Below are 25795 nucleotides of genomic sequence, written 5' to 3'. Positions count from 1 at the left end.
ATTACTTCCCGAATCCTTTGTGGCTTTCAAATGGGAATGTCAGATAAAGGGAGATGTAGGAATAAGACTTGTTCAAGTCAATGCCCACTTCCGCGCCCATATTTACTTCTTTCCAATCAACATAGTGGAATTCGCTTCCCAACGCCAGGTTGGAAGCAACGAAGTTTTCGTCTTTGGTGTTCAGGAATGTAAACGGCACCGCCAGGTAAGGCACGGTCAATCCGTATTCTGTGTCAAAGCGTTTGCTGACCAGGGGGGCAAACTGGAATTGAATCAGGTTTTCGTCCTCATCGCGGGCAATGCCGGCACCAGCACGAAGGCCCATCGCAGGCTGATTGTCCACGTCAGGGATCGGGATCCATTTAACGCTGGCAAAAGTGTTAAAATCCACGGCCCCAGCGCCCATGCTGATGCGTGCGCTGGAAGAATCGCTCAGGGCCGTATCAAAGAACACGTTGAAGTTGGCACCATTACCTTTGTTGGTCAAAAGCTGAGGCTCAACACCCACTTGATATTTGCCAGGAGCCAAAAGCTCGCCGGATTCCGCGATGCTCAGGTAAGCATGCGCTTGAGAGGTTAGAAACAGTCCGAAAACGAAGTATTTAGCAAAATTCATGGATAAAAGCCTTTCGATTCAAAAAATGGTATCGAGTCGTGAATCGTTTGACAAGACCTTGATCCAAAGAGAATCTGATTCCGTGACGAAACTTCCCATTTCCCTCGTGATCATTACCTTGAACGAAGAGGCGCACATTGAGCGCTGCATTCGCTCGGCCCCCTTTGTTGACGATGTTGTCGTGGTCGACAGCTTTTCGACGGATCGCACCGTTGAGATTGCTGAAAAGTGCGGCGCCCGGGTGTTCCAGGAAAAATGGAAAGGGTTTGGTCCACAGAAGGCTTTCGCTACCGCCCAGGCGAGGAATGTTTGGGTTTTGTCCCTGGATGCTGATGAGGCTCTCAGCCCTGAGCTTGCATCCGAGTTGTATGAAAGTTTCCATTCGCTGGATCCTGATGCGGGCTATTTGTTCCCGCGAAAGTCTTTTCATTTGGGGCGCTGGATCGAGCACGGCGGGTGGTACCCTGACTATCAACTAAGATTGTTTAATAAAGCCCGTTCCCAGTGGAATTCCGCGGACGTACACGAAAAAGTGGAAGTTAAACGCATGCTCAAGATGAAGCGGGACCTGCTGCATTGGGTGTTTGATGGGCTGAGTGATCAGGTTATCACCAACGACCGTTACTCCACGCTGGGAGCAAAGCAGCTGGCGGCTTCAGGCAAGAAATTTTCATACTTCAAGTTGATCTTTAAGCCCTGGGGTAAGTTTATCGAGACCTATTTTGTAAAGCGCGGCTTTATGGATGGGATGCCGGGCTTTGTGATCGCCGTTGGAGCCGCGTATTCGCTGTTCTTGAAGTTCGCCAAACAGTGGGAGATGGAACGTGTTCACAAAAGGTCTGAATAGTCTTCTTTCTGTTCTTTTGCTGGCGGGGATCACTTTGGTGGATTCCCATGTTTTTGCGACTCCTCCCAAGTATCCAGCAGTTCGTGAAGTTCGCGGCCAGGCTTGGGTGACGGGGAAAGACGGCAAACGTCTGTCTCTGCGCGGCGCTTCGACTCTGCGGGAAAAGGCGACTCTGGAAACATCTCTGGATGGGGAAGTTAAAGTACAACTTGATGAAAAGCGCAGTTTCACTGTTTTGGGTGGTAGTGAGCTTGTCATTCCCGTGATCAGCTGGGAGGGGGGCGAGGCCCCAGTTCTGAATCTGAAATCCGGTCACCTTCACTGGAATCAGTCCTTAAAAGACAAGGGGCCCTACAACGTGGCCGTGCGTTCTGATATTTTCGAATTTATCGCTCCTGCCGGGGACTATGTCTTGAGTATGGATCCGGCCAAAGCTTTTGCCGGCGTGAAGATGTTTGAAGGTTCGATGGAGTTTTCCGCCCTCAATGGTGAAGACTCGGCAAAGGTTCAAAGTGGCCAACAAGTCGGCTTTCAAGGGGTGATTGAAGGCGGAGAAATCGCCTATGACATCCTTTTGCAGGGGAGAAAAATCCCTCGCGGACGTCTGACTTCGGTGACGGCGATTGATATGAAAGAGCTTTCCAAGGCCAGCGAGGCCGAGAAAATGCGCCGGAAGAAGCAGGCCACCGAGCAAGCGCGCGCAGCCAAGGTCAAAGCGGATAGCAAAAGATCCGGATCCATCTGTGAAAAGCCTGCCGGTCGCTTTAATGAGTGCTCGTGGACGTGTTTAAATAATCCCAAGAAAGAAAAGAAAGCCTGCCTGGTATTGGTTGAAGGGGTTTCTTGCGTTCGTCATCGGTGTAACGCCAATGGCGAATGGGCTGAAGAAACGGTTCTTGATGCCGAAAAAGGGGGCAGTGCCTGTAAGGCGCAGGTGGTCGTAGGCCCTTGTGATTACTAGGACTTTTTAAAATCTGTGTTCCGGGGCCATTTTCGTGCTTGCACTTTCTTTGGCAAGGCCCTATAAAAGATCTTCCTTTGTGGTGGGTATAGCTCAGTTGGTAGAGCATCGGATTGTGATTCCGAGTGTCGCGGGTTCAAGCCCCGTTACTCACCCCATTTTTTTCTCTTTAAAATCTCCAAAAATCTAAGTATTTGAAATCATAAAACAGTCTCAGATCGAATAGATTTCTTCTCGTTTGCCCATGCAACACAAAACAACACGATGAAACAGCACTCATACGCTGACTTTACGGCTAAAAAAGGCTGACTTACGCTGACTGTGTTTTGAACCTGATCTTTTTCATCCAAATTGAATTTATCCCCAAGTGCGGACGCGATGGTTTTGTGAACCCGCGTTTTTGATCCACTTTGGGGACAGCAGTCCTCGTTTGGGGATTGTTCATCAAGGGACCTCTTACTTTTTTCGATATGAGGTTTTGATGAAACTAAGTTCAACTTTAGAATCACTTTGCAAAAAGAAAGGGATCACGCTGGCTGAGTTGGCTCGAAGGTCTGAAGTGCCAAAGCAAACGCTGCACAACTGGACAATCGGACGCCGGTCGATCAATCCCGATCAAATTAAACGCGTCTCTCAAGTTCTTGAGACGTCGGTCCACTATTTACTTTTCGGGGAGCATGATCCGTTTGAATCACCCGCTGAGGAGATTTTGAAAGAGATCTTTTCTGGGGATGTTCGCGTGACTCTTCATCGGATTGAACGACGACGGAGGGGCTCATGAGGTATCGGTCACTGTTTTTCGTTTTGTTTTTCGGAAATGTCGCATGGGCTGGTTTGACTGCCGATCAGGTTAAGAAAATTCGGATGAGTATTGATAGCAATGATTCGAAGTCCGTCACTGATACCCTTGCCGGTATCGAAGATCCATTTAGATGTCCTAAAAAGGGTTTAGGGAAGATTTTTGATAATACCCCTTCACATTACTGCAAGGCTGATAGCGAAGGTCAGGAGCTTCTGAAGAGCGCATTTAAAGCAAGGCCATGTCTAGATGAAATCATTGTTGAGCTTTTGAAGTCTGGGGCTCGATATGATTTTGGTGGACGCTATTCGAATGAGACTATTTTGAAAGATGCCTATGAGGCGGTTTGTCCGAAAGTTATTGATCACATGATTACGGTGGCTTCTGAAGATGAGGTTGCATCCGCAGCAAGTAAGTTTTTTGTCTATGCCGCACGTAAAGCCAGTTTGTACATTGAGACACTGAAAGATGGATACGAAGTTGATACTGAGGGGATCGAGGCATTAAAGCCCATCAGTAAGTCACTCCGTGAATTTGTGATGGACAAGTGCCCTGACATATCGAAAGCAACACCGGTCTGCTCTGCGCGTGAATCTTTGGAGGCTGCAAAAGCTAAGACCGATGGGTCTATTAAAGATGCGGAAAAGTACGCACAAGAAGAACAGGCCAGAGAAGACTTTGCAAACTCGCCTGAAGGGATGAAAGCTGCGATTTGTGAAATCGACCGGCAGATAGCTGAGGCTCAGGCTGAAATTGATCGTCAGAAGAAGATTGGAAAGGTTTCGGGGACAGTAAATATGCTGGTATTGAACCAGGCTGGGACGAAGATTGTAGATTTACGTGAGGCTCGAAAACTAACCGAGAAGAATCTGAAGTTAAAGATAGGTAAAGATGACGTCTCGTGGAGATGTAAATGACGGCATTGATGCTTCGACCCTTTGCGTAGAAATAAAACCCTAAAAATAATCATGTCTCCACATTGACCAATGACAAAAATGCCTCATGTTTAAGTGTCGCCACAGGAGGGGTTTTTGTGGATCATCTTACTTCTTTAGCATTTTCTCTACATTCTAATAAAGGCGCTTATGCACTTTTAGTTGGTTCAGGTATTTCACGCTCGGCTGGTATTCCAACAGGCTGGGAGGTGACGCTGGACATGATTCGAAAGGTAGCGGTAATCACTGGTGAAGATGCTGGCGACAATCCGGAAGAGTGGTTTAAAACGAAGTTTAAAAAAGATCCTGCTTATTCAGATTTGCTGGATACTTTGGCTAAAGCCCCATCTGAGAGGGCTACTTTTCTAAAAGGCTATTTTGAACCTACAGCGGAAGAGCGAGATGAGGGAAAGAAATCTCCGACAGCCGCTCACCGTTCAATTGCAAAACTTGTCGCCAGTGGCCATGTGAAAGTCATTGTTACAACTAATTTTGATAGACTCTTAGAGAGAGCTATCGAGGATGAGGGAATTACTTCTTCTGTCATTAGCACTCCTGATATGTGTGACGGTGCAACTCCTTTGATCCACACCAGATGTACTATTATCAAAGTAAATGGCGACTATCTGGATATGCGAAGTAAGAATACCGTTAATGAGTTAACGAGCTATGACCATCGAATTGAGAGTTTGTTAGATCGTGTTTTTGATGATTTTGGGATGATCGTATGCGGCTGGTCTGGAGATTGGGATATTGGTCTTCGGGGTGCTATAGAGAGAACGAAAGGCCGTAGATATACTACCTTTTGGACAAAGAAAGATGAATTAACCGAAATAGCAAATTCTCTCGTAAAGTTTAGAGGAGCATCGATCATATCGATTTCAGATGCGGATTCATTTTTTGTTGATATTCAAAGCAAGCTTTCTGCCATTGAAGAAATAAACGCCCACCCTATGTCCTCAAAGTTAGCAGTCGTAACTCTAAAGAAGTATTTGGCAGAGGATAAATACAAGCTAAGACTTCATGAGTTGGTTTTGGCTGAAATGAAAAAGGTTATGTCTTCGTTGGATGAAAAGAATTTTCCAATGAATGGAAATCTTAGTCCTGAGATCATTTTAGAGAGGCTGAAAAAATATAATTCAACGTTGGGTACCTTAGCTCCATTTTTCATGCATGGTTCTTATTGGGGCAAGTTTGAGTTGGAAAGTTTTTGGATAAAGAATTTTGAACGAATCGCAAATGTTACTCCAAATGGTGGCGGGCTTGTCGTCCTACTAGCACTACGGCACTACCCAGCACTGTTGCTCTACTACTCAGCTGGAATTGCATGTGTTCTTCAAGGGAATTTTAAGCTTTTACACAAGTTTCTGCATGAAACTAATATTCGTGAATCAAATGGCGGTTCTCCTGCCGTGACTGCAATAAATGCCATTCACGTAATGGACACTTATAATAAAATTGCAGGTTATGATCGGTCGCCACTGCCGATGAGTGATTTCTTATTTGATTCTATAAAAGAGCAGTTCAAAGACTTAGTTCCCGATGAAGAGTCATTCGTGGCCGCTTTTGATTATTTTGAATATTTTTTGGGAATGGCATATGTAGATGCGACCGAAACACATCCGATTAAGGAAGAAGATGGTCAAAGTCATAGTTGGGCCCCCTTAGGACGATACGCCAAAAGATCTGCTCGATATGGAAGTCTTGTTTCTCAAACAATTGAAAAAGAAATTGATGATAAGAAGAAGAATTGGATACCTCTTCAGGCCGGTTTTTTTGGTGGATCATATGATCGAGTTAAAAGTGTCAAAAAGAGTTTTGATAAATTTGTATCACAAGCGTCCTGGAGATGGACTTAGATATGTTGGTCGGAGTTGATGAGAACACCCACCTAATTTATCAAGGGCAAAATAAGGCTGTTTCTTATGCTCTTTGGCCTTTACCTCTACTTTTGCCGGTTAAAATTGCTGGAATCTTTGAGTCGTCTGCCGGAGCTACATCTACCGGATTAGCTGGTGCGGAGATGATTTTTCGAGAAGACTTTTTTGACCCGATCACGAGAATCCGCAAGGGACGATTGTATCGCGTAGGGAATCTAGAAAGATGGATAACTCCGTTACATCCGATGGGCGACATCCCAGTATCCTATGGCGCACCGATCGTGGTTAAGCAGAGAGATTTGCGAACTTGTACCCCAGTAAATTTTCCGGTTGAGCTAAATGGCAAATCCGTTCGCCAGATCAAATTGGTTCTGGGAAATTCGGTCGCAGCTACTAGTTGGACAATTTCTTCATGGGAAAGAACGTCAACTAACGAAGACCTTTTAACCTTGCGAGCGTCAATTTCATACGGCGCCCTTCCATTGCTGACCCTTGGGGCAATTTCTGAAGTCGAAAAAAAATTGATTGAAGATGAGTATAAAAATTTAGAGGACAGCTTATTTGTCTCATCGCCTGAGTCGATCGTGGATTGTTGCCGAGATCTTTGTGAGTCTGTTCTGCTTGCAAAGATCCGAACTGTGGATATGCAATACCAGGATGCCGAAATTGGAAAATCGATAAAAAAATTTTCAGAGATTTTTAAAAATGAATTTAAAAATGTTTTGAATCATGCCCAGGTTCTCCAAATCTATCACCCGCGACGAAAACTAGAAGAAAAAGTTAAAAGAGATTTGCGAGCTGCGACTTCGCAAGATGCGGAATTATGCGTTTTAAGTGTTGGCGCCATAATTTGCGATTTGGGATATGGAACTTGGGGATAACGGTTATGAGATATTTTATTTGTTCAATACAGAGGTGAGGCACGATGGCACAAGATCAATTTTTTCAACAGATTTTAAAAGCGCTAGAAGGACCATTAGATCCTAAAGCTTTTGAAGCTTGCGCGTGCGAACTGGTTCGGATGGATTTTCCTGGAGTCGTATCGGTGCCTGGTGGTCAAGACTCCGGTATGGATGGCGCTATTCCTGATCTCGACGGCGAAGCATTTCCTTTAATTTGTACCACGTCAGAGGATGTCATAGGAAATTTAACAGGAAGTCTAGACTCATACCTGGCTAGTAATGGCCGGAGACGAAAGATAGTCGTTGCCACCAGTCGGTCACTAACGCCGACGAGAAGAAGAAATTTAGAGGAAAGAGCCCAGGAAAAGGGTTTTACGCTTGTTAATGTTTATGAGCAACAGTCAGTGGCGGAGCGGCTTTACCGAAATTCGAAATGGTGTAAGGAGTTGCTGAATCTAACTGGTCAACCACCGGCACTTTCAAAAATTCCGCCCAACCCCCGAGCTGATCTCACAGCTAGTTTTGTAGGTCGCGAAGAAGACTTAAAATGGCTTAAAGAGCGACAGCGGGACTGCGTATTATCTGGTCAGCCAGGATCAGGAAAAACGCATTTGTTAAGACAGATTATTTCTTCCGAAAATTCCTATTTTTTAACTGGGGACACATCTTCAGAGATAGCAGCTGCAATCCGAGATAATAATCCTGTTTCGATAATAGTTGATGATGCTCATACATGTATGGATGACCTGGCAACTCTTCAGAAAATTAGAAAAGAGACAGGATCTAATTTTAAAATTGTGGCTATCACTTGGCCTAATGGTCTAAAGGATCTCCAGGTTGCCCTGTCCATAGGGACTGATGATTGTCGAGAACTTCGCCTTCTAACTCGAGACGAAATCGTAGAAGTGATTAAATCCTGCTCTATACATGGGCCGGATCAGCTTATTCATGAAATTGTAAATCAAGCGGAAGGTAAGCCTGGTCTTGCGGTCTTACTTTCATTTCTTTGCATTAGCGGCAACATTAAAAGATTCTGGACCGGAGATCTGTTGTCCCAATGGGTCCTTTTCTCGCTTGCTAGATCCCTAGGTGAAAAACCCGAGGAAATCTTGGCAGCATTTTCTCTCGGTGGAGATGAAGGATTAAATCTTTCTTCTATCTCCAGAGTTTTTAATATTCCTTTAGTTCAGGTTCGTAAGATCGTTGCAAATCTGGCAGCTGCGGGAATTGTCACAGAAGTTGGAGATAAATTATCGGTGCGTCCTCCAGCATTAAGATATGCACTTGTTCGTGATGTATTTTTCTCAGGTGCAACATCATTAGATCCTGTTCCTTTTTACTCTGAGGTTTCAAATAGCGAAGAACTGGCGAGTACAATTGTTCATGCAGCTCATAGGGGCGCAAATATTCCTGATCATATTATTTTTGAAAGAGTTGTTTCTGCCGATGCACCGAAAGTTTGGGAGTCGTACGCTTGGCTTGGCAAAAGGCAGACGTTGAAGGTTTTGGAGGAATTTCCTCAGTATGACCAGTCTCTGATTGAACCTGGGTTAAATTATTGTCCGGAAAAAATGTTACCTAGGATGTTTGAGCGAGCAATCGGAGACAATCGCCCTCTAAACTCGAATCCCGATCATCCAATTAGAAAAATTCAGGATTGGATTTCACATGTATGGCCGAAGACTCCAGAGGCTGTGGAAAGAAAACGCCAACTATTAAACTCAGTCATTTCTTGGCTAGATTCTGATAAAGAAAATTCCGTGGCATATCAAGTTCTGCCTGAGGTTTTCCAAATGGGGTTTCGTCAGGATTCAATGGACCCAGGCGGAGGAAACACGTTTCAACTTCGGCATGGAGTTCTAGATAAAGTTGATGTTGTTGCTATAGGAGTTTTGTGGGATCGATGTTTTCAACTCTTAAGTCGTCAGCAGTCCATTGAGTGGAAATACGTAATTGATGCTGTAGAGCATGTATTGTATATCGGTCGTCATCCATCTGAAATCGAAGCTGAAACTCTTGCTGAGTCAAAAAGGCTCGCAGCGAAAATGATTTCTGATCTTGCAACTATTGTTGGCGATAAGTCAGGTGTTAAGTCTCAGCTTATGGTCATGGCCGAGAACCTGGGGATTACGACAGGTCTTACGATAGATACAACGTTTGAAACCCTCTTCCCTAGTCGAGACACCATGTATGAGGACAAAGGGCAATCTGCAACTAAGAAAGTAAAGGAATTGTCTGAACGTTGGAAAACTCGAGAACCACGAGAAGTTGCTCGTGACCTCAACCGATTTGAGAGCGAAGCAAAAAACGCTGACCTAAAGTGGCCAAGACTTACTCCACATCTAGTTGAAAATCTCGCAACGTCTGTTTCGCATCCGATGACCTGGGCACAGGTTTTCTATGAATCAGGTTTGCCGACTGATTTAGTATGTCCATTTTGGGAATATTCAATGTTAAACGATTTGGAGGGCTGGCAGCAGTTTGCCACTCAGAATATTGGAACGCCTTTAAAACATCGAATAGTTCAAATGATTTTTGTGCATCCCAATCCACCAGTAAAAATGTTGAACTTGGCTTTAGATAACTGCTCAGAGTTTGGGGATAGCATTGAGTATCTAACAGCGCGAGCGCCCTTGGAGACATTAAAGCGTCTTTTACAACACGAGAGCCCCAACATAAGAGGACATGCAGCCATTGGCGAATGGAATATGTCTGAAAAGCATCAGATCCGCACCGAAGTTGAAGAACTTTGGCGTGATGCTATTGTAAATTTCGACGATCATGATTACTGGCTCAACGAAATTCTCAGGAAAGACACAGATCTAGCTTTTAAGTGGACGATGAAGCAATTCACGACTCCAAATGCAATCGATTATGAGAAAGCTAAGTTAATCACTTCCCTTTGCCCAACGCTTTCTACCGAACAGCGATCCGCACTTTTAGATCACTTACCTGATGGGTACTACGGGAAAGAGCTTATTTTAGACTTAGTTCAAGATGATGATGAGCTATGTGCAAAAGTTTTTGCCTCAGAAAATTTGGATTATTTACGCTTGTATTTGGTTGAATGGAAAGGCGGTCCAGGCTGGGAGCAAAGAGTTATCAAGGCCATTGAGTCTGGTTATGACATTGATGAAGTCTCCTATCATGTCATTCCTAGTAATCAGATGTGGTGGGGAAACGAATCTGAGATGTGGAAAGGTTGGCAAAACACTTTCAATCCCTTGCTTGATCACTCCGACGAGAGGATACGAACTGTTGGACAAAAAGTTAAAGGCTATGTCCAAGAAAGAATTGATCGTGCTTTAAAACGTGAAGAGAGCAGAGCCGTTTACGGAAGGCGATTTTAGTCAGCTGACTTAAGAATAATTTTTTATGTGAAAGGATCACTATGGCCTCAAATGAAACGGTATCATTAAAGCAAATTTTGGAAGATGCCGCAAAGACTACTAGGGCATCATTTGATGAAATTCGAAAAAACAATCCGCACTATGGGGACGCCGGAAGTGAAGTCGAGGATATATTAAAAACCTTTCTCAAAGAGCGGATGCCAAGACGGTTCGATGCTGAGGGCGGCTATGTAGTCGGAGCAGATGAAAAAATTAGTCTTCAAACTGATGTCATTATTTTTGATGCCTTAAATTGCCCGATCTATAGAAGGACTAAGCAGGCATGTATCGTACCTAGAGACAATGTTGCGGCAGTTATTGAAGTAAAATCTAAATTGAATAAAGAAGAATTGAAAGATGCGGCCAAAAAAATTGCTGCCGCAAAAAAAATCAATCCCACCCCTATTAATGGCTTCGATCAGCCCGTTAATTTTGCCAATTTAGTTAATACCAGTATTCTGGGATGCGTCTTTGCTTATGAAAGTGCTACGACTCTGGAAACACTCGCAGAAAATCTTAAGGAAATTAGTGCAGAAATAGATTCTAACCACTGGATAGACATGGTTGTCGTTCTCGATAAGGGCATCATATCTTATGTCATTCAATACCCGATGGGGAAAGAGTTTCCAGGATGGTTTGGGGGGGCCTTAAGCGATGGCGTCGTAGTCCCGCCAGTATATGTTCACCTGGTCACAGAAGAGACGGCCAGCTTATCTTTAAATCATTTTTATGTTCGGCTAATGTCCCATTTATCAATTTATCGCCAAAGGTCTTCGGTGCCATTCGATGCCGCTCTAGGAAAGGAGCAAAGGCAAACGAAAACAATCGAGGGCTATCAATACAATCTAAAAAATCAGTTAGTGCCTGCTGAAGAAAAGCACCGACAAGGAAGCTTTCAAAACCCCAAAGTGCGATATAATCTTTACGATGCTAAAACTGGCAATTTCATTGGACAGTCATGTCTTTGGCCCTGGCAGGAAGGTGCCACTGTAACTTTCGCAGGCCACATTAATCCACAGCAGTTTTACGGACAGCTCTTTCGCAATTTAAAATGCAAAATTTCATATTTTCTGGATATTGGAGGAAAGAATGGAATGTTGATGGCTTCAAATGTTGTTGAGCTTTCAGAGGCTGACTTTAAAGAGGCAATTGGTAAGTTACCTCCTGCGATAGTATCAAAGTTGGACGAAGCGAATGGCGAAAAGATTCCAATGAAAATTGATCCTGTAAAATAGCTTTTAGCAGTATTCATCGTCTCCGAGAACTTCGAGCGCCTCCCTATGCGAAATAAGTTTTTCAATAGTTTCTTTAAACGCCTCAAGCTGCTCGAGGCTTAACTCCGCTGTTGGCTTATTGAGGCCCATTTTATCACCAAGTTGCTGATGCAATTCGCCAAGTTGCGGCATGGACAAGTTCTCAATGTAATTCTCCAATGTAAATGGCAGTTTTTCTGCCGGTTTACGTTTCGGATAAATATACGGAAGAAGCTCCATGTAAATTTTAACTCTATCGCGTCCAGAAAGCCGTTTAGCTTCTTTTAAAATTTCATCTAAGGGGTCGATGGCCCTGTCTGACAAAGTTGCGCACAAATCAAATGTACGAACATTCGGGGTTCCCTTTTTTCTTCCACCTGTTTTTGGAGATCCTGGCGCTTTTCCCATTTTTTGATTCTAAAGTAGATATCCCAAATCAACAAGATGACCATCTTGTGGCATTGTGCTAGTAGATGCAGCTCTATGCAGTTCGATGCAAATACCGACAAATATTTTGAGCATTTTTGTAAAGAGATTGAAGAGACTCTTCAACCCTTGGGTGAACTCCATGAGATTGATTTTCATGAAGTTCTTAATCAGGACATTTTGAAATTTGGCGATTTTTCAATCGCATACGATGCAGATACGAGTCGTCCTACAGTAGTTTTTTCTGAAAGATTCGTTTTAATGATCGAGCGGCACCTAACGCCTCTGATGACTTACCGTGAGCAGAATTTGATTATCGAGAGCTTAAAAGCGTATCGATTGGCGCAGGAAATATTATTCGAAAAACCGTCGATAGTATTATGGGCTACGTATCGCGCCGCTTTCGAAGAACTTCGAGTCAAGGTGATTGCTCTTCGTGCGCAGAACCCCAAATCTAAAAAAGAGCTAAATGAGAAGATTATAAGAGCCACTATTTGTAGTCTTAAAGTTGATGTGAGCCAAGAAGCACTTGCGGCTTGTTTTGTTTCTCCAGAAGACTTTAAAAAACTTCAAGAAGATCTGTTTGGAGAGGTGCTTCTCGATCCTCATGCGAACGAAAAGAAAGAAGCAAAGACCTTTAAGAACAAAATTTCGGAATTTCGGGTTGCGATTCTATCTGATGACGGACCTGGTCGCTGATAACTACATGAAATTACTAATGGCGAATCCTATTTTTAATCGGGACGTCCATTTCGTGATCGCTTTTAAAAAAACTGTAAAGTCCTGTTCATGCAGCTCAATGTTGCAAGAAAGGAGTTAACAGTGGCTTTACCGGTCGATGAAATGCTTTTGACGGAAAAAGATGTTGCAGATTATTTGGGGTTGAAACCAAGAACACTTCAGTTCTGGAGACTCTTTGGTCGTGGACCAAAGTTTATTAAAATTTCAAATCGTCTTATTCGATACCGTGCCTGTGACGTACAGACATGGCTCGATGATATTAAAGAACGACAAAAGCAAGAACTTACGTAAGACAGATTTAAAGTTCAAATCCCTTAAAAACAAGAAATCCCAATGACTTGTCTGATTGGCGTCCGATCAGTCACTGGGATTCCTATATCTTAAGATTGGAGTCCTTATGTCTATTTCAGACATCGAAGTGAAACAAGAAGAAAAAATCAGGTCAAGATTCAATCAACGGGTCCTTGATCTAAAAACGGCCTACGGAATTAAGAACGCCGACACAACGGCAGATCTCGTGGATAAGCTTCACCATCGCGTCCATGAGCGAAATCTTTTAGTCCATGACTACGGATTGATTTGTAGCGAACTCGATAAAGTTCGTTCCGTCGAAACCAGTCGAACGGCTGCGGAAGACCGCTTCATTGAGCGATTCAAGCATGAGTGGAAAATCAAACTTTACCCGCAAACATGGGTGGGCAACCTCTGCCTTGATTACTTCACGCCAGCATTAGGCGCGTTCAATTCAGATTTTGTCAGAGGATACACCCTAAAAGGCCTCGCATTCGAAATCGACGGCAGCGTTCATGAAACAGAAATGAAAATGAAGAAGGATGATCATAAAACGAAAAGTTTGATGGACCTCGGTTTAGCCGTCTGGAGGCTTACGAACGAACAAGTTTACCAGGGTAAGGCATTGCCGCCTCGACGAGAGATCGTTCAGCACTTCGGCAAATTATGCTCTAGAGAGCGTGCCCGAATTTGGAGTCGGATCTATTTGATGACGATTCTCTATCACGCGCCATTTGGGATGGTGAGTTATTATTTCCCTAAGATGAAAACCGTATCTTCAGAGGAGTAAATGTCGTGAAAAAGATGACAACTGATTTCGACAGAAATAAAACTTTGTCTGGTTCTTTGAAAATTCAAGGTTGGATGAAAACAGATCAGGTAGCGAATTATTTGGGGACTTCCCCGAACAACATTCGCAACATGGTTTATAGATGCAAGCTGACGCCAAGAAAGTTCGGCGGTCGCTGGTATTTTAAACGTGCAGAAATTGATCACTTGATCGAGACGGAAAGGAGCTAGAAATGGCTATCATACCGTACGAACTAAATGGTCAGACCTGCTATCTGATTAGGTACAAAGCAGAAAGTCGAATCCGTCACGGACTTAAAGTCCAAAGGCAAAAGAAGCTGGGGGTTGCGACTCTTAAAGAGGCTCAGGTTGAACACAATCAGCTGAAGCGTGAGGTGAAACAAGAGTTGATCGAGAAAGAAAGAAGTCAACTTTCTTGGAAGCACCTCTTAAGCCAGTGGTTTGAAAAAGATGTGATGGAATGTCATCACCCAACTTCAACGAAAGTCGACAACTACAATACGCTTTTGAGGCATACCAAAGAATGGATGGAAACGCCGGTTGATCGTCTTAATTCTATGTCGGTGCAGATTATCTTCAACGACATGAAAAAGCTGGGACTTTCTTACGGACGAATGAAATCGGTCAAAGGTGCAATCAATGTTGTTTTTGACTGGGGAGCTTTAAATCGCCTTATTCCTGCAACGGTGCTGAGTCCTGCTCGAGGTGTGAAAATACCCAAGAGCGGATCAAAAGATAAACCTGTGCTGAATAGAGGCGAAATGCGCTTCTTCTTAAGCAAGGCTCGAGAACTTGATCACGAATACTATCCAGTTTGGGCAATGGCTTTCGAAACTGGATGCCGTTCGGGTGAACTTTGGGCGCTAAACTGGACAGACGTTGATTTTGAACGCCGAGTGATTTCGATCAATAAATCGTATAACTCGCGGATCAAAAAGATTAAGTCCACAAAAACTGGGGAACCTCGAAAGGTTCCCATCAGTCCAGGACTAGAGGCACTTTTGAAAGAGTTGAAACTCAAGACAGCATCGACAGGATTTGTTCTTCCAAGAATAAACTCCTGGAAACGTGGTGAAGCTGCCGAGATCACTCGAAACTTTTGCCGGCTGATTGGGATTCGGGAAATTCACTTCCATGCGACTCGTTCATGCTTTGCGGTGATGTGCTTGGAAACAGGAAAAGGAATCACTTCGACGATGAAATTGGGCGGATGGAAGGAAATTAAGAGCTTTCAGCACTATGTTCGCTTGAGCGCGACCGAGATTGATGGCTTAACGGACAATTTCAACATTTTGCCCGAAGCCAAAGAAGGTCGGATTCTCGAATTAAGAGCAATTGCCGCTGACGACGAGGCTAAAATTGCCGTAAGTACCTAATTTAACTTGGGGTGTTGGAGTTCACCCCAATTTTTCTCTAAAACTTCGCCGGGCTTGAACCTAGCAGCGAAGCTGCCCTTTGGGCAGACAAGCCCCGTTACTCACCCCAATTTTTCTTCGAATTTCAAAAGGGAGCTGAATCAGCTCCCTTTTTTATTTCTAAACTCCTGCAAAAGACAAAGTGTGCACTCCCCCAATCAGGCGTATGCTTTTTTAATGAAGTACCTAGTGTTAATCGCATTCTGGATATTGTTGGGCTGCCAAACTCGTCCGGGTCCTATTCAGATTGATTTGCCGCAGTTGAAATCCTATTTGTCTCAGAAAAACGAAGTCGCCCAGTGGAGCAGTAAAGCCCGCATGGCTTCTTTAGGCGGGCGGGCGCCAAGTCAACAGCTGGCACCAACTTTTGCCATGCCATTTAGTAAAGCCAAACTCAAAGCTCATGTGCTGGATGTACGAAGCGAAGCCGACTTCCAGCAATTTAATTTAAGCATGGATCCCATCACCAAAATGCCGGTCAGTAATATTCCCGCTTCTGTGCTGAAGTCCCTGACTCCGGAGGTCGCCGTAAAAACAATCGGAGACAAGGGAATGACGGTCGACTCAATAATTATCGTCGTTTGCAGCAAAGGGGCGGGCTTTCCTGATATAGCTCAGCAAATTTTCGCTTGGGGGTTCCCGCGGGTTCTGAATTATCCAGGAGATTATTCCGGCATGAAGGGGTGTCACAACGAAGTTGAGTCGAAGACTCAATAACAGGTTTCAGGACCTGGCTTTTTTGTTTTTCATTGTTATAGTTCTGACTGGATTGCGAGGTAATTATGCAGGCAGGTTCCGTATCAGACGTTGTGGGGCACACGCCATTAATCAAACTTCAGTCTCTTTCCAAAGTGACCGGATGCGAGATCTTCGCCAAAGCTGAATACCTGAATCCGGGCGGCAGTGTGAAAGATCGCACCGCTCTGGGGATCATCCTAAACGCCGAAAAGCAGGGGCTGCTTAAACCCGGCTACACTATTGTTGAGGGCACTGCCGGCAACACGGGGATAGGCCTTGCCACGTTGGCGGCGCAGCGCGGATATCGCTGCGTGATCGTGATGCCGGACAATCAAGCCAAAGAAAAGTACGATGCGCTTCAGGCTCTGGGGGTGGAGCTTGTTAAGGTCGCCCCTTGTCCTTTTGCCAATCCCAATCACTTCTATCACACGGCTCGCACTTTGGCTGAATCTCGCCCGAATGCTTTTTGGGCCAATCAGTTTGAAAATACCGCCAATTTCGAAATTCATTATATGACCACCGGTCCTGAGGTGTGGGCGCAGATGGGTCAAAAGCTGGATGCCTTTGTTTCTTCCGTAGGAACTGGGGGGACACTGGCTGGAGTTTCGGCGTTTTTAAAAGAACAAGATCCCAAGGTCTTTACACTTCTGGCGGACCCAATGGGTTCGGGCCTTTATTCATTTGTAAAAACAGGCAAGTTTGAGGCTCAGGGGAGTTCCATCACCGAGGGCATCGGCATCATGCGCCTGACAGAGAATTTTAAAAGAGCCCGTGTCGATGAGGCAGTTCAGGTCCACGATGAGCAAATGCTCTCGATGCTTTATTATCTGGCTCAGCATGAAGGTTTGCTAGTGGGGACTTCCGCGGCGCTGAATATTTTTGCGGCTTATCAGTACGCTTTGCAAAATCAGGGAAAAGGCCTGCGCATTGCGACCGTGATCGGGGATTCGGCGCTTCGCTACCAGTCCAAGGTTTTTAATCCAGACTTCCTGAAGGACAAGAACCTGCTGATTAAGCCCTTGATCCATAGTTAAAGCTGGATAAACACCTGAATTGTGATAGGTGTTTACTTATGAAATACAAGATTCGTGATATCGAAAACTTTATTCAGACAAGCACCTGCTCGACAATTATTCAGGCGGCGCAAAAGCTTGAAATCAGCCAGCCGGCACTTTCGGAAAGTCTGAAGCGCCTTGAGTCAGATCTGGGCACAATTCTTTTCTATCGTTCCCGGTCCGGTATCCAGCTGACACCAAGTGGTCGGGTGTTTCTTGGTAAGGCTCAAAGAGCCCTGCAGTCCCTGCAAGAGCTGGATTTCGCAGTCGATCAAGAGCGTATTTTTGCCGGACGCACGGTGACCATTGGCTGCCACGTGACTGTTGCTCAATACTCCATCCCCAAAGCCGTGCATTTTCTGAAAGAGAAAGCACCGGATTATAGCATCGAACTTCGTCATGATTTATCGCGCAGTATTCAGACGGAGATTCAAAGAGGCAATATCGATATCGGTGTGGTCATCAACCCGGCGGAAGTGCCTGATCTGGTTATTCAAAAGATGTCCCAGGATACCGTCGGTGTTTGGGCTGCCAAGAATGAGTCTTACGATACAATCATCTGCAATCTGAATTTGTTTCAGACGCAGTCCATTTTGAAGAAATGGAAGGATCGTCCGGAAAAGGTGATTTCCACCGACAGTCTGGAGCTGATTTGCAAGATGGCGCATGAACGCATCGGCTACGGAATTGTTCCCGGTCGTGCAGTGGAGATGTCCGGGCTTTCCTTGAAACACCTTTCCCAGCTGCCTGTTTATAAAGATCAGATTGCTCTGGTGTATCGTCCGGAGTTTGGGAAAATTCCGGCAGAAAAATTGGTGATAGAATCTTTAAAACACTCCATTCTCGGGTTATAAACCCGAAGGGTAGGTTTCGGGTATTTCAGTCCGGTTGATTTTCTGTCTCAGCGGACTTAATGCCCGTGACTCATCAAAGAACAAAAAGCAGTCATAGCGCTCGGCGATCTTGGTCGAAACATAGTTGCTGCGTTCATGATGAGGATTGTAAACCACTCCCACCGCGCGATGCCCGCGCGACTGAGCCCAGGGTTTGGACCGGTCCTCCGGGGTGAAGTTCAAAGAGAAGTTTTTGTATCCCGAGGCATAGGCCACTTGGTGGAAAAGATCTTCATAACTGCCGCTCTGAGCCTGGGGAAGATTCATGATTTTCACAGGGCCAGCCCAGGCCGGGGAGGCAATAACACTTCCCTGATAGCTGCCAAATCCCACCAAAGCCACATTGCTTTCCCCGAAAATCTCCCTTGCCAGTCCTCCGATGTTGACACTGCCTTCAAGCAGCATGTCGGTCGCACGATAGTCACCGATATGGGTGTTGTGAGCCCAGACAATGGCTTTTGAATTGGGGCCATAGTGCTGCAGCAGGGCTTCCAAAGATTCCAGCATGTGTCGGTCGCGCACATTCCACGAGCTGTCTTCAAAAGAAGTCATCGCCTGGTAATACTTTTCTGCATTTTTAATCACACGGGCATTCTGAATTGCATCAAACAGGGCGTTATCCGCACGGCTCATGTTCTTTTCAAGCAGGTCTTCCAGGGCCGAGACGGCTTCTTCGCGGCAGCCTTTATAGTTTCGCATAAGATCTTTTACGTATTTTTTCTCATCATGCCGATAAGAGGCAAAGCAGCTGTAATATTCCTTTAAAGGAGCCACCAGATCAGGTTCGATCCCACCCACAGTTTTGACAATGGCATCGATGGATTCAAAGAGCGAGTAGACATCCAGTCCATGAAAGCCGGCCAGATTCTGGTTTTTCAGGTGATTGTGAGAGCGCAGCCAGGTTGTAAAATCCCGGACTTCTTCGTTAGCCCACATCCATGCAGGCCATCTTGCGAAGTGCGAAAAAGGAAGTTTGTCGAGATTGCTGGAGCGGACATAGCGATCCAGATACTGGCATGTCGGCCAGTCCCCCTCCACGGCGACAAAACTGAAGCCGTGCTTGCTGATCAGCTCCTGGGTGATCTGTGCGCGCCAGTGGTAATATTCGTGAGTGCCGTGTGAAGCTTCTCCCAGCAGAACCACTTTGCGGTCCTTGATGTGGAATATCACATCCTGCAGGTCCTCATGGCGCTGCAGGGGCGTCTGGCGCTTTATCAATTCTTCGATGTTGGTGGGGATCATAGGTCCACCGGCTACTTTTTAGAACTGTTTTTGGACGAGCTGCGGTTGCGTGTGGTTCCCTCATGACGGGTGTTTGTGTCAATGAGGTCAGCGCCCTGATGTTCTGATCGAAAATTCTCTCCTTTCTCCAGCGAAGCCTCAATTTTTTTGCGCAACTCCGAACCTCGAACAGAATGAATTCTTTTGTCAGGCATAAAGGCCTCCCGCGAATCATTTTCCTTCTTCCTGCGGCACCTGGGGATTTAAATTCCAACGAGGTGATTTAAAACAAGAGCTCGATCGGTCCAAGGGCCTACTTTTGCCAATCCGGAACCCAGGCAGTGGTGCGGCCGCCAATTTCTTCGTATCGGATTTTATGTCCTTTGTGGGTTTTTGCGGTTTTTGACTTTCCCCATCGTTCATGAAAAAGCCAGGTCTTGGGGAATTTTTCATAGTCGGCGTCGACGGCAACAGCTTTCTTGACGACGTTCAAGGTCACTTTGCGCAGGATACTCACTTCATCAGGGCTTAGTTCCGAGGCCCGGCGATGGGGGGAGATGCGCGCTTGAAACAGGATCTCATCGCCCAGCCAGTTTCCAATACCTGCAAAAAGGCCTTGATCCAGCATCACGGCCTTGATGGGTTTATTTCGTTTGCGCAGGCGCTCATACAGAGCTTTGCTCGCAGGAAAGTTCAGCAAAGGATCAAAACCCAGTTTGGCAATTCGGGGATGTTGCCATGGGTCGTCTGTCAGCCACATTCTGCCAAAGCGTCGGGGGTCACTGAAGGCCATTTCAATTTTTTTATCCAGGCGAAGCAGCAATCGGCAAAACCAGATCATGCTGTGCTCGCTTTCGTCTTCAAGACTCCAAAGCTTTTTTCCACCCCAGATGTTGCGATGTCTTGTGTCTGAAGGGTCGCTGAGAAGTGAAATGTTCCCGGTCATTCCAAGGTGAAACAAGGGCCAGGGCTTACGATCCAGCTCCAGCCAGAAATACTTTCCTTTTCTGCCAGTGCCGGTGATGCGGGCCCCTTCCAGGGCCTTTTTCACTTCTTCGGCTGGGGCAAAGGCGAAAAGGTGTCTGTCTTTTTCTTCATAAATGACTTCTTTGATTCTTTTCCCGCGCAGGGCTTTGTCAAGATGACGGCGCACGGTTTCGACTTCGGCAATCTCTGGCATAGGGACCTCCGTAAGATCCCATTATTCAGGTACATACCATCCAAGAACAGGGAAAACTGGCTAAGATGGCAGCAGTCAGTGTTCCCCGGAGGTCCTAGAAGTTCGTGATCTCTCCAAATGTGGAGCTTATTTTTTTTAAGCCCTCATAGTCGTGTCTCAGAATTGTGTGGGCTGAAACAATTACGGCCGTCATCAGCTCTTCAGGAGTTTTGGTTTTTTCCTCATAGGTCGCAAGTTTCTCAAAGCTGCGCATGGATTTTTGCTGTTCTTCAATCCACGCCAGATAGCTGGCCTTGGAGACCTTCACCACCTGAGTGGAAAAGGTCGCCTGGTTGCGCTCTTCCTTTTTCTTCTGCGAATAAAGGCCTTCACGTACAAGGTCTATAAAAAAATACGCGATGCTCTTAATAAAAGATTCCGAGTGCGCACGCGCCAAAGCTCCGTTCCCCAGGTTAGGAACCGTCTTAAAGGCCGGTTTGACTTTTTGTTTTCCGGTCACACGAATCAGATCGTGTTTTTCCAGACCAAGAAGGTACTTGTCGGTGGTTCGGGCCGTCAGTTGGTACTCGTCAGCAATTTGTTTGGGGGTCATTCCGTCAAAAAGCTTCATCAGGTAGGCGAAGTAATTTTTGTTCTTGGCCAGGAAGGCATCCTGCTCTTCGGTGAACGAAGGGCTTCCGGTGTCCTCTTCTGCTCTCAGGGTTTCAAGCTCTGCAAGATTTGTATCTAAAATCTCACACAGGTGCAGAAGTCGATTCAGCGTAAGTTCTTCGGGCCCCAGAATTCTTTTGATCGTAGGCACAGAGCATTCCATTTGTTCAGCAAGGGCCTCATAAGTCAGGCCTTTCTTTTTCAAAAGAGCTTTAAGAACTGCTTTTATTTTCTGGGACTTAAATTCGTTCACAGGATCCTACCTTTTAAAGTTTTTGCGAAACTCGCGCTCTAGAATGTGACTGCAATCCACATCCAGACTGTCGAAACCAAGCAGCGAACACATAATATAAAAAATTTTTTTCATTTGAGACCTGCCTCTTTCAGAAAGCCTCATCGCTTTCTGAAACCAGATTGCAGTATTTGGTTTGGAGTCTCAATCATCATTCTGAGGGTATCAAAAAACGATCTGAAAAGCCATAAAATGGCTCAAAAATAGGGTGTGGTATCAAAAATAGATCCTCGGCGTGGGACTGCTTCGGTCCTCGAATATCTCTCCAGTTGTCCGCATTCATCCTTGCTGCTAATTTCCCGCCACTATGTCACCAGCTTTATTATCAGTACGCCAACCCGTTCTTATCATGTCTCTTGTCATCCTTATGCTGACTCTCGGAGGCATCTCTTTAAAAAACCTTCCTATCGATTTGTATCCGGATGTCACGCTTCCCACTGTCGTGGTCGTGACCTCTTATGCCGGTGCCGGTCCGCAGGAGGTTGAAACTGAAATCACCAAGGTATTGGAAGATCAGGTTTCAACCATCTCCGGAGTACAGAAGGTCTCTTCCCAGAATATGGAAGGGGTCAGTATTCTTAGCATCGAGTTCTCGTTAAAAACCAATCTGAATTTCGCCGAGCAGGAAGTCCGCGCCAAAGTGCAAAACTCCATGCGGGAACTTCCTGACGATGTCGATGAACCAGTCATCAGAAAGGTCGGGCCATCTGATGCGCCGATCATGTATATTTCACTCCAAGCGGACATGGAAGACGGGAAGCTTTACGATCTTGCCAAAGAGATCATTTCCCCGCAATTTGAACAGGTCTATCAGGTCGGCCAGGTCGAAATCCTCGGGGGGCGCAAACGTGAAATTCATGTCAGTTTGAATCGGGACCGTTTGAACGGTACGGACATCTCAGCCAGCACTGTGGCTGAAGCCCTGCGCAGCGGGGGACGAAACATTCCCGCTGGTAAAATTGATGTTGGTGAAACCCAGTTCTCTTTCCGCACCCTGGGGCAATATCAATCGGTCCATGAGATCGGTTCGACCGTGCTTCGCCTGGCGGATGTCTATCATCCGATCACCATCGGTACGGTGGCCAGGATCGAAGACACTTTGCAGGACGAAAGCTCGCGCAGCCGTCTGAATGGCAAAAAAGCCATCAACTTTAGCATCTATCGCCAGTCCGGAGCCAACTCAGTTAAAGTGGCCGACGATATCGCCAAGAAGGTTGCCAAGATCAATGAGGACTTCAAAGCTCAAGGTGTTGAAGCCCAAATGAAGATCGTTCAGGACACCAGTAACAAGATTCGCGCAAACGTCTATGACGTTTATGAATCCATCATCTTCGGGGTGATCCTGACGATTCTGGTGGTTTATTTCTTCCTGGGCAGTATGAAATCCACTCTGATTACTGGCTTTGCGCTTCCGAACTCGCTATTGGGGGCGTGTATTATGATGGGGATCTTCGGGTTTTCCATCAATATCATGAGTCTGCTGGCGATGAGTTTGGTTGTGGGTCTTTTGGTGGATGACGCCATCGTGGTGCGTGAAAACATCTTCCGTAAACTTGAAATCGGCATGTCGCCGAAAAAAGCCGCTGTGGTCGGTACCAATGAAGTGACTCTGGCCGTTGTGGCCACCACTTTGACAATTCTTGCGGTGTTTGGCCCGATCGGGAATCTGCAGGGGATTGTGGGGCAGTTCTTCAAACAGTTTGGTTTGACCATCTGTTTTGCCATGATCGTAAGCTTGTTCGACGGCCTGTTTGTTGCGCCGACTTTGTCAGCATACGTGGCCGGGGAGCATTCGCACACACCTCCAACATCCAAATTCGGCATCTGGAATCAAAGAGCTCTGAAGGCCTTTGACCGCTTCCAGACCCGTATGGAGCAGTGGTATGTGAAAACTCTTGGCTGGGCTCTGGCGCATCCGGCGAAAACCATTCTGGCTTCCGTCGGGATCTTTGTGTTTTCACTCTTTATTGCCACACGCGTGCCATTCACATTCCTGCCAGCGCAGGACAACGGTGAATTCTACGTGCAGTTTGAGCTTTCCCCGGGCGCCAGCCTTGACGGGACAGATGTGATTGCCAAAGAAATCGAAAGCCGCACCCGCAAGTTCCCCGAGATCGAGGATATTTTGACCTTCGTGGGTACCGGCAATGGAGAGCCTCACAAGGGAAGCCTTTATATCCGTCTTGTGCCGTCTAAGAAACGCAGCATGAACACCACACAGACCAAAGCGGCTTTGCGTGAAGCGTATAAGGGCCTGGAGAAATACAACATCATCGTGACGGACAACCCCGGTCAGCAGAACAGCCGTCAATTCAACTTGAATATCGTGGGTCAGAACATGAACGATCTGATTCAGTATTCTGAAAAGGTGCTGGCCAAGCTGAAGGCCGAGCCGGGTCTTTCCCAGCCGGATACCAGCTATCGCGCCGGTAAGCCAGAGTTCCAGGTGCAGTTGAAGCGTGAAAATGCCCAGGCCTCCGGGGTGTCTCTGATCGGCGTGGGGATGGAGCTTCGTACTTTGATTGAAGGTCAGACGCCGGCCATCTATCGTGAAAATGGTGTGAACTATGATGTGCGTGTGCGCCTGCAGCCGGATCAGCGTGACTTGCGTGAACAGTATCCAAGTCTCAAGGTTCCAAACCTCAGCCAGCGCCTGGTCCCGTTGGCGAACGTGGCCCACTTAAAAGAGGCCCAGGGGCCTTCTGTGATCTTGCGCGAAAATCGCAACCGTTACATCCAGCTGTCTGCCGATATCACCCCGGGTGGCAAAGGCCTTGGCGGTGTGATCGCAGAAATTAACAGTCTTTCCAAGGCAGAGTTGAAGCCGCCACCGGGTGTGACCTTCAGCTTCGTGGGTGAGGCCGAACGTTTTGCCGAGCTGATGACGAACATCCTCGTGTCTTTGGGCCTGGGTGTGATGTTCATTTATCTGGTGCTGGCAAGCTTGTATGGCTCTTTCATCACTCCGGTTACTATTATGTCTGTGATCCCGCTGGCAGCCTGCGGGGCTTTTTTGTCGTTGTTCATTACTCGATCCAGCTTCGATTTATTCTCGATGATTGGGTGTGTGATGTTGATGGGTCTTGCGACGAAGAACTCGATCTTGCTGATCGACTCTGCAGCTGAACAGCAAAAACACGGTACGTCTCCGACAGAAGCTTTGCTGAAGGCGGGTGAAACCCGTCTCCGTCCGATCATCATGACCAGTCTTGCGCTGATTGCCGGCATGGTTCCTGTGGCGATCGGTTTGAATGAAGCATCGAAATCCCGCACAAGCCTTGGGATTGTCGTTATCGGGGGAACTATCAGTTCCACCTTGCTGACATTATATGTGATTCCTGCTGTTCACTTATATGTGGACCGATTCCAGAATTGGTTCATGGCGAAGTACCGCAGGGTCTTCGGTCACGACGAAACTGTGATCTAATATTGAAGCCGTCCCTTGGGGCGGCTTTTTTTATGTCTAAATTCAAATGTCTCTGCACCTAGGTGATGGCTTACGAATGTAAGCTGGCACTAATGATGGATTCTTCATGGAGCAGGTTCATTCAGTAATAGAATAGAACAAACGAACCAGGAGGTTTCTTATGGCATCCAAACACGGTGAGAAAGAAAGCCTGTCCCATAAAGTGGGGGATAAAATCGAGAAGGTGGGGCAGAAGATCTCTGAGAAAGCCCCGAAAACCGGTCAGGCCATCCATGATCTGGGGGATAAGTTGAACACATGAACGACAATAAGAAGTCCCGCCGTACTTAATGAGCGGTTTTAAAGGCCCCTTTTTTTATATGGAAGGGGCTTTTTGCATTTTCTGCTCCCTATTAATAAGGGAAATGGTCCCTCTATCTAGAGATTTCCTCTGAAATGCGGGATAAATGGGCTCCTCTTTTATAAGCATGAAGCGCTGCGGAGTCGCTTTGTGCCCATTAAGGCGGCATAAAGCGCAATTTTTGCCCTATTTTTCTACACTTTTATTTATTTAAAAAAGGCCTTGCCTGGAAAGGGCATTAGGCCTATAAATCAGGACCTCACCGACGTTATGTTTGATTCCAAACACAGACAGGGTTCATAAGTAATTGATTTGAATTCAATTATTTGCGACACGTTTGAACGTTGATTGAGGATCAAATATTTTTTCGAAAAAGTTCTTTTTGAAAATTTTCGAAAAAATGTTTGAGAGGGTGTTGACAAGAGCTTAGCTCTTCGATAAAACTCTCTACCTCGCCGCTAAGTAAGATTAACGGCGAGCAAGATTCGCTCTTTGAAAACTGAATAGCTAGATAAAATAGATTTTTGGGCTCTTTGAATACCGAGTAATTGGTATTCACAATTTCAAAAAATATTCGAACAAACAATAGCGTAAAAGCTAGCTGTTTGCTTCTAAACAGAATTTAAACTGGAGAGTTTGATTCTGGCTCAGAACAAACGCTGGCGGCGTGCCTAATACATGCAAGTCGAACGGGGAAAGCTTTCGGGTGAGTACTAGTGGCGCACGGGTGAGG

General features: G+C 46.0%; 23 protein-coding genes, 1 tRNA gene and 1 rRNA gene. 20 read left to right on the top strand and 5 right to left on the bottom strand.

Annotated elements, in window-relative coordinates:
• Nucleotide 1: 1 nt before the first annotated feature.
• Nucleotides 2-616, bottom strand: coding sequence for a hypothetical protein (locus ACNQKP_RS10920; protein ID WP_011164208.1), 615 nt, complete (start codon nt 614-616; stop codon nt 2-4).
• A gap of 25 nt (nt 617-641) precedes the next feature.
• Here ACNQKP_RS10920 and ACNQKP_RS10915 point away from each other — a divergent pair, with 25 nt between their 5' ends.
• From ACNQKP_RS10915 to ACNQKP_RS10875, 9 genes are all read left to right on the top strand, one after another.
• Nucleotides 642-1463 carry a glycosyltransferase family 2 protein gene (locus ACNQKP_RS10915; RefSeq protein WP_417864767.1) on the top strand — a complete coding sequence of 274 codons (822 nt, stop codon included), beginning with the start codon at nt 642-644 and terminating at the stop codon, nt 1461-1463.
• Nucleotides 1441-2424, top strand: coding sequence for a hypothetical protein (locus tag ACNQKP_RS10910; protein ID WP_417864766.1), 984 nt, complete (start codon nt 1441-1443; stop codon nt 2422-2424). The genes ACNQKP_RS10915 and ACNQKP_RS10910 overlap by 23 nt, the downstream gene beginning before the upstream one ends.
• Before the next feature lie 82 nt (nt 2425-2506).
• Nucleotides 2507-2582: transfer RNA gene (locus ACNQKP_RS10905), tRNA-His, on the top strand.
• Nucleotides 2583-2905: 323 nt separating this feature from the next.
• Nucleotides 2906-3205 (top strand): helix-turn-helix domain-containing protein, encoded by a 300-nt coding sequence (locus ACNQKP_RS10900; RefSeq protein WP_417864765.1) that lies wholly within the window; start codon nt 2906-2908, stop codon nt 3203-3205.
• Nucleotides 3202-4140: a hypothetical protein gene (locus ACNQKP_RS10895; RefSeq protein ID WP_417864764.1), complete on the top strand. Its 939-nt coding sequence runs from the start codon at nt 3202-3204 to the stop codon at nt 4138-4140. Before ACNQKP_RS10900 ends, ACNQKP_RS10895 begins: the two co-directional genes overlap by 4 nt.
• Before the next feature lie 116 nt (nt 4141-4256).
• Nucleotides 4257-6017 carry an SIR2 family protein gene (locus ACNQKP_RS10890; RefSeq protein ID WP_417864763.1) on the top strand — a complete coding sequence of 587 codons (1761 nt, stop codon included), beginning with the start codon at nt 4257-4259 and terminating at the stop codon, nt 6015-6017.
• Nucleotides 6018-6019: 2 nt separating this feature from the next.
• On the top strand, nt 6020-6919 hold the full coding sequence (locus tag ACNQKP_RS10885) for a hypothetical protein (protein WP_417864762.1): 900 nt from the start codon (nt 6020-6022) through the stop codon (nt 6917-6919).
• A 44-nt stretch (nt 6920-6963) separates the two neighbouring features.
• The gene (locus ACNQKP_RS10880; protein ID WP_417864761.1) at nt 6964-10290 is read left to right on the top strand and encodes a hypothetical protein; all 3327 of its coding nucleotides are present in this window, start codon (nt 6964-6966) and stop codon (nt 10288-10290) included.
• Nucleotides 10291-10331: 41 nt separating this feature from the next.
• Nucleotides 10332-11564, top strand: a complete 1233-nt coding sequence (locus tag ACNQKP_RS10875; RefSeq protein WP_417864760.1) for a DUF6602 domain-containing protein — start codon at nt 10332-10334, stop codon at nt 11562-11564.
• A gap of 3 nt (nt 11565-11567) precedes the next feature.
• Here the strand turns inward: ACNQKP_RS10875 and ACNQKP_RS10870 are convergent, their stop codons facing one another.
• Nucleotides 11568-11990, bottom strand: a complete 423-nt coding sequence (locus tag ACNQKP_RS10870; protein ID WP_417864759.1) for a hypothetical protein — start codon at nt 11988-11990, stop codon at nt 11568-11570.
• 75 nt (nt 11991-12065) lie between these two features.
• Between ACNQKP_RS10870 and ACNQKP_RS10865 the strand changes: the two genes are divergently transcribed.
• From ACNQKP_RS10865 to ACNQKP_RS10830, 8 genes are all read left to right on the top strand, one after another.
• Complete coding sequence (locus tag ACNQKP_RS10865) at nt 12066-12707, top strand: hypothetical protein (protein WP_417864758.1); 642 nt, start codon at nt 12066-12068, stop codon at nt 12705-12707.
• 90 nt (nt 12708-12797) lie between these two features.
• Complete coding sequence (locus ACNQKP_RS10860) at nt 12798-13040, top strand: helix-turn-helix transcriptional regulator (RefSeq protein ID WP_417864757.1); 243 nt, start codon at nt 12798-12800, stop codon at nt 13038-13040.
• Nucleotides 13041-13146: 106 nt separating this feature from the next.
• The gene (locus ACNQKP_RS10855) at nt 13147-13830 is read left to right on the top strand and encodes a DUF559 domain-containing protein (RefSeq protein WP_417864756.1); all 684 of its coding nucleotides are present in this window, start codon (nt 13147-13149) and stop codon (nt 13828-13830) included.
• Between the two features lie 14 nt (nt 13831-13844).
• Complete coding sequence (locus ACNQKP_RS10850; RefSeq protein WP_417865068.1) at nt 13845-14060, top strand: helix-turn-helix domain-containing protein; 216 nt, start codon at nt 13845-13847, stop codon at nt 14058-14060.
• A 2-nt stretch (nt 14061-14062) separates the two neighbouring features.
• Nucleotides 14063-15226 carry a tyrosine-type recombinase/integrase gene (locus tag ACNQKP_RS10845; protein WP_417864755.1) on the top strand — a complete coding sequence of 388 codons (1164 nt, stop codon included), beginning with the start codon at nt 14063-14065 and terminating at the stop codon, nt 15224-15226.
• Nucleotides 15227-15280: 54 nt separating this feature from the next.
• The gene (locus ACNQKP_RS10840) at nt 15281-15982 is read left to right on the top strand and encodes a rhodanese-like domain-containing protein (RefSeq protein WP_417864754.1); all 702 of its coding nucleotides are present in this window, start codon (nt 15281-15283) and stop codon (nt 15980-15982) included.
• Nucleotides 15983-16047: 65 nt separating this feature from the next.
• On the top strand, nt 16048-17037 hold the full coding sequence (locus ACNQKP_RS10835) for a cysteine synthase A (RefSeq protein ID WP_417864753.1): 990 nt from the start codon (nt 16048-16050) through the stop codon (nt 17035-17037).
• Nucleotides 17038-17075: 38 nt separating this feature from the next.
• Entirely contained in the window at nt 17076-17912 is an 837-nt protein-coding gene (locus ACNQKP_RS10830) for a LysR family transcriptional regulator (protein WP_417864752.1), read from the top strand.
• On the opposite strand, the gene ACNQKP_RS10825 is transcribed toward ACNQKP_RS10830, so the two are convergent.
• The 3 genes from ACNQKP_RS10825 to ACNQKP_RS10815 form a co-directional block, all read right to left on the bottom strand.
• The gene (locus ACNQKP_RS10825; protein ID WP_417864751.1) at nt 17907-19193 is read right to left on the bottom strand and encodes an erythromycin esterase family protein; all 1287 of its coding nucleotides are present in this window, start codon (nt 19191-19193) and stop codon (nt 17907-17909) included. The genes ACNQKP_RS10830 and ACNQKP_RS10825 overlap by 6 nt on opposite strands.
• A gap of 292 nt (nt 19194-19485) precedes the next feature.
• The gene (locus ACNQKP_RS10820) at nt 19486-20352 is read right to left on the bottom strand and encodes an Fpg/Nei family DNA glycosylase (RefSeq protein ID WP_417864750.1); all 867 of its coding nucleotides are present in this window, start codon (nt 20350-20352) and stop codon (nt 19486-19488) included.
• 94 nt (nt 20353-20446) lie between these two features.
• On the bottom strand, nt 20447-21256 hold the full coding sequence (locus ACNQKP_RS10815; protein WP_417864749.1) for a helix-turn-helix domain-containing protein: 810 nt from the start codon (nt 21254-21256) through the stop codon (nt 20447-20449).
• 346 nt (nt 21257-21602) lie between these two features.
• Here ACNQKP_RS10815 and ACNQKP_RS10810 point away from each other — a divergent pair, with 346 nt between their 5' ends.
• The 3 genes from ACNQKP_RS10810 to ACNQKP_RS10800 all read left to right on the top strand — a co-directional run.
• Nucleotides 21603-24722: an efflux RND transporter permease subunit gene (locus tag ACNQKP_RS10810; RefSeq protein WP_417864748.1), complete on the top strand. Its 3120-nt coding sequence runs from the start codon at nt 21603-21605 to the stop codon at nt 24720-24722.
• Between the two features lie 160 nt (nt 24723-24882).
• Nucleotides 24883-25023 carry a hypothetical protein gene (locus ACNQKP_RS10805; RefSeq protein WP_417864747.1) on the top strand — a complete coding sequence of 47 codons (141 nt, stop codon included), beginning with the start codon at nt 24883-24885 and terminating at the stop codon, nt 25021-25023.
• 663 nt (nt 25024-25686) lie between these two features.
• Nucleotides 25687-25795, top strand: a 16S ribosomal RNA gene (locus tag ACNQKP_RS10800); the annotation flags it as partial.

The sequence above is a fragment of the Bdellovibrio bacteriovorus genome (assembly GCF_048286975.1).
In the GTDB taxonomy this organism is placed as follows: domain Bacteria; phylum Bdellovibrionota; class Bdellovibrionia; order Bdellovibrionales; family Bdellovibrionaceae; genus Bdellovibrio; species Bdellovibrio bacteriovorus_H.
This window is presented reverse-complemented; position numbering and strand designations above follow the sequence as displayed.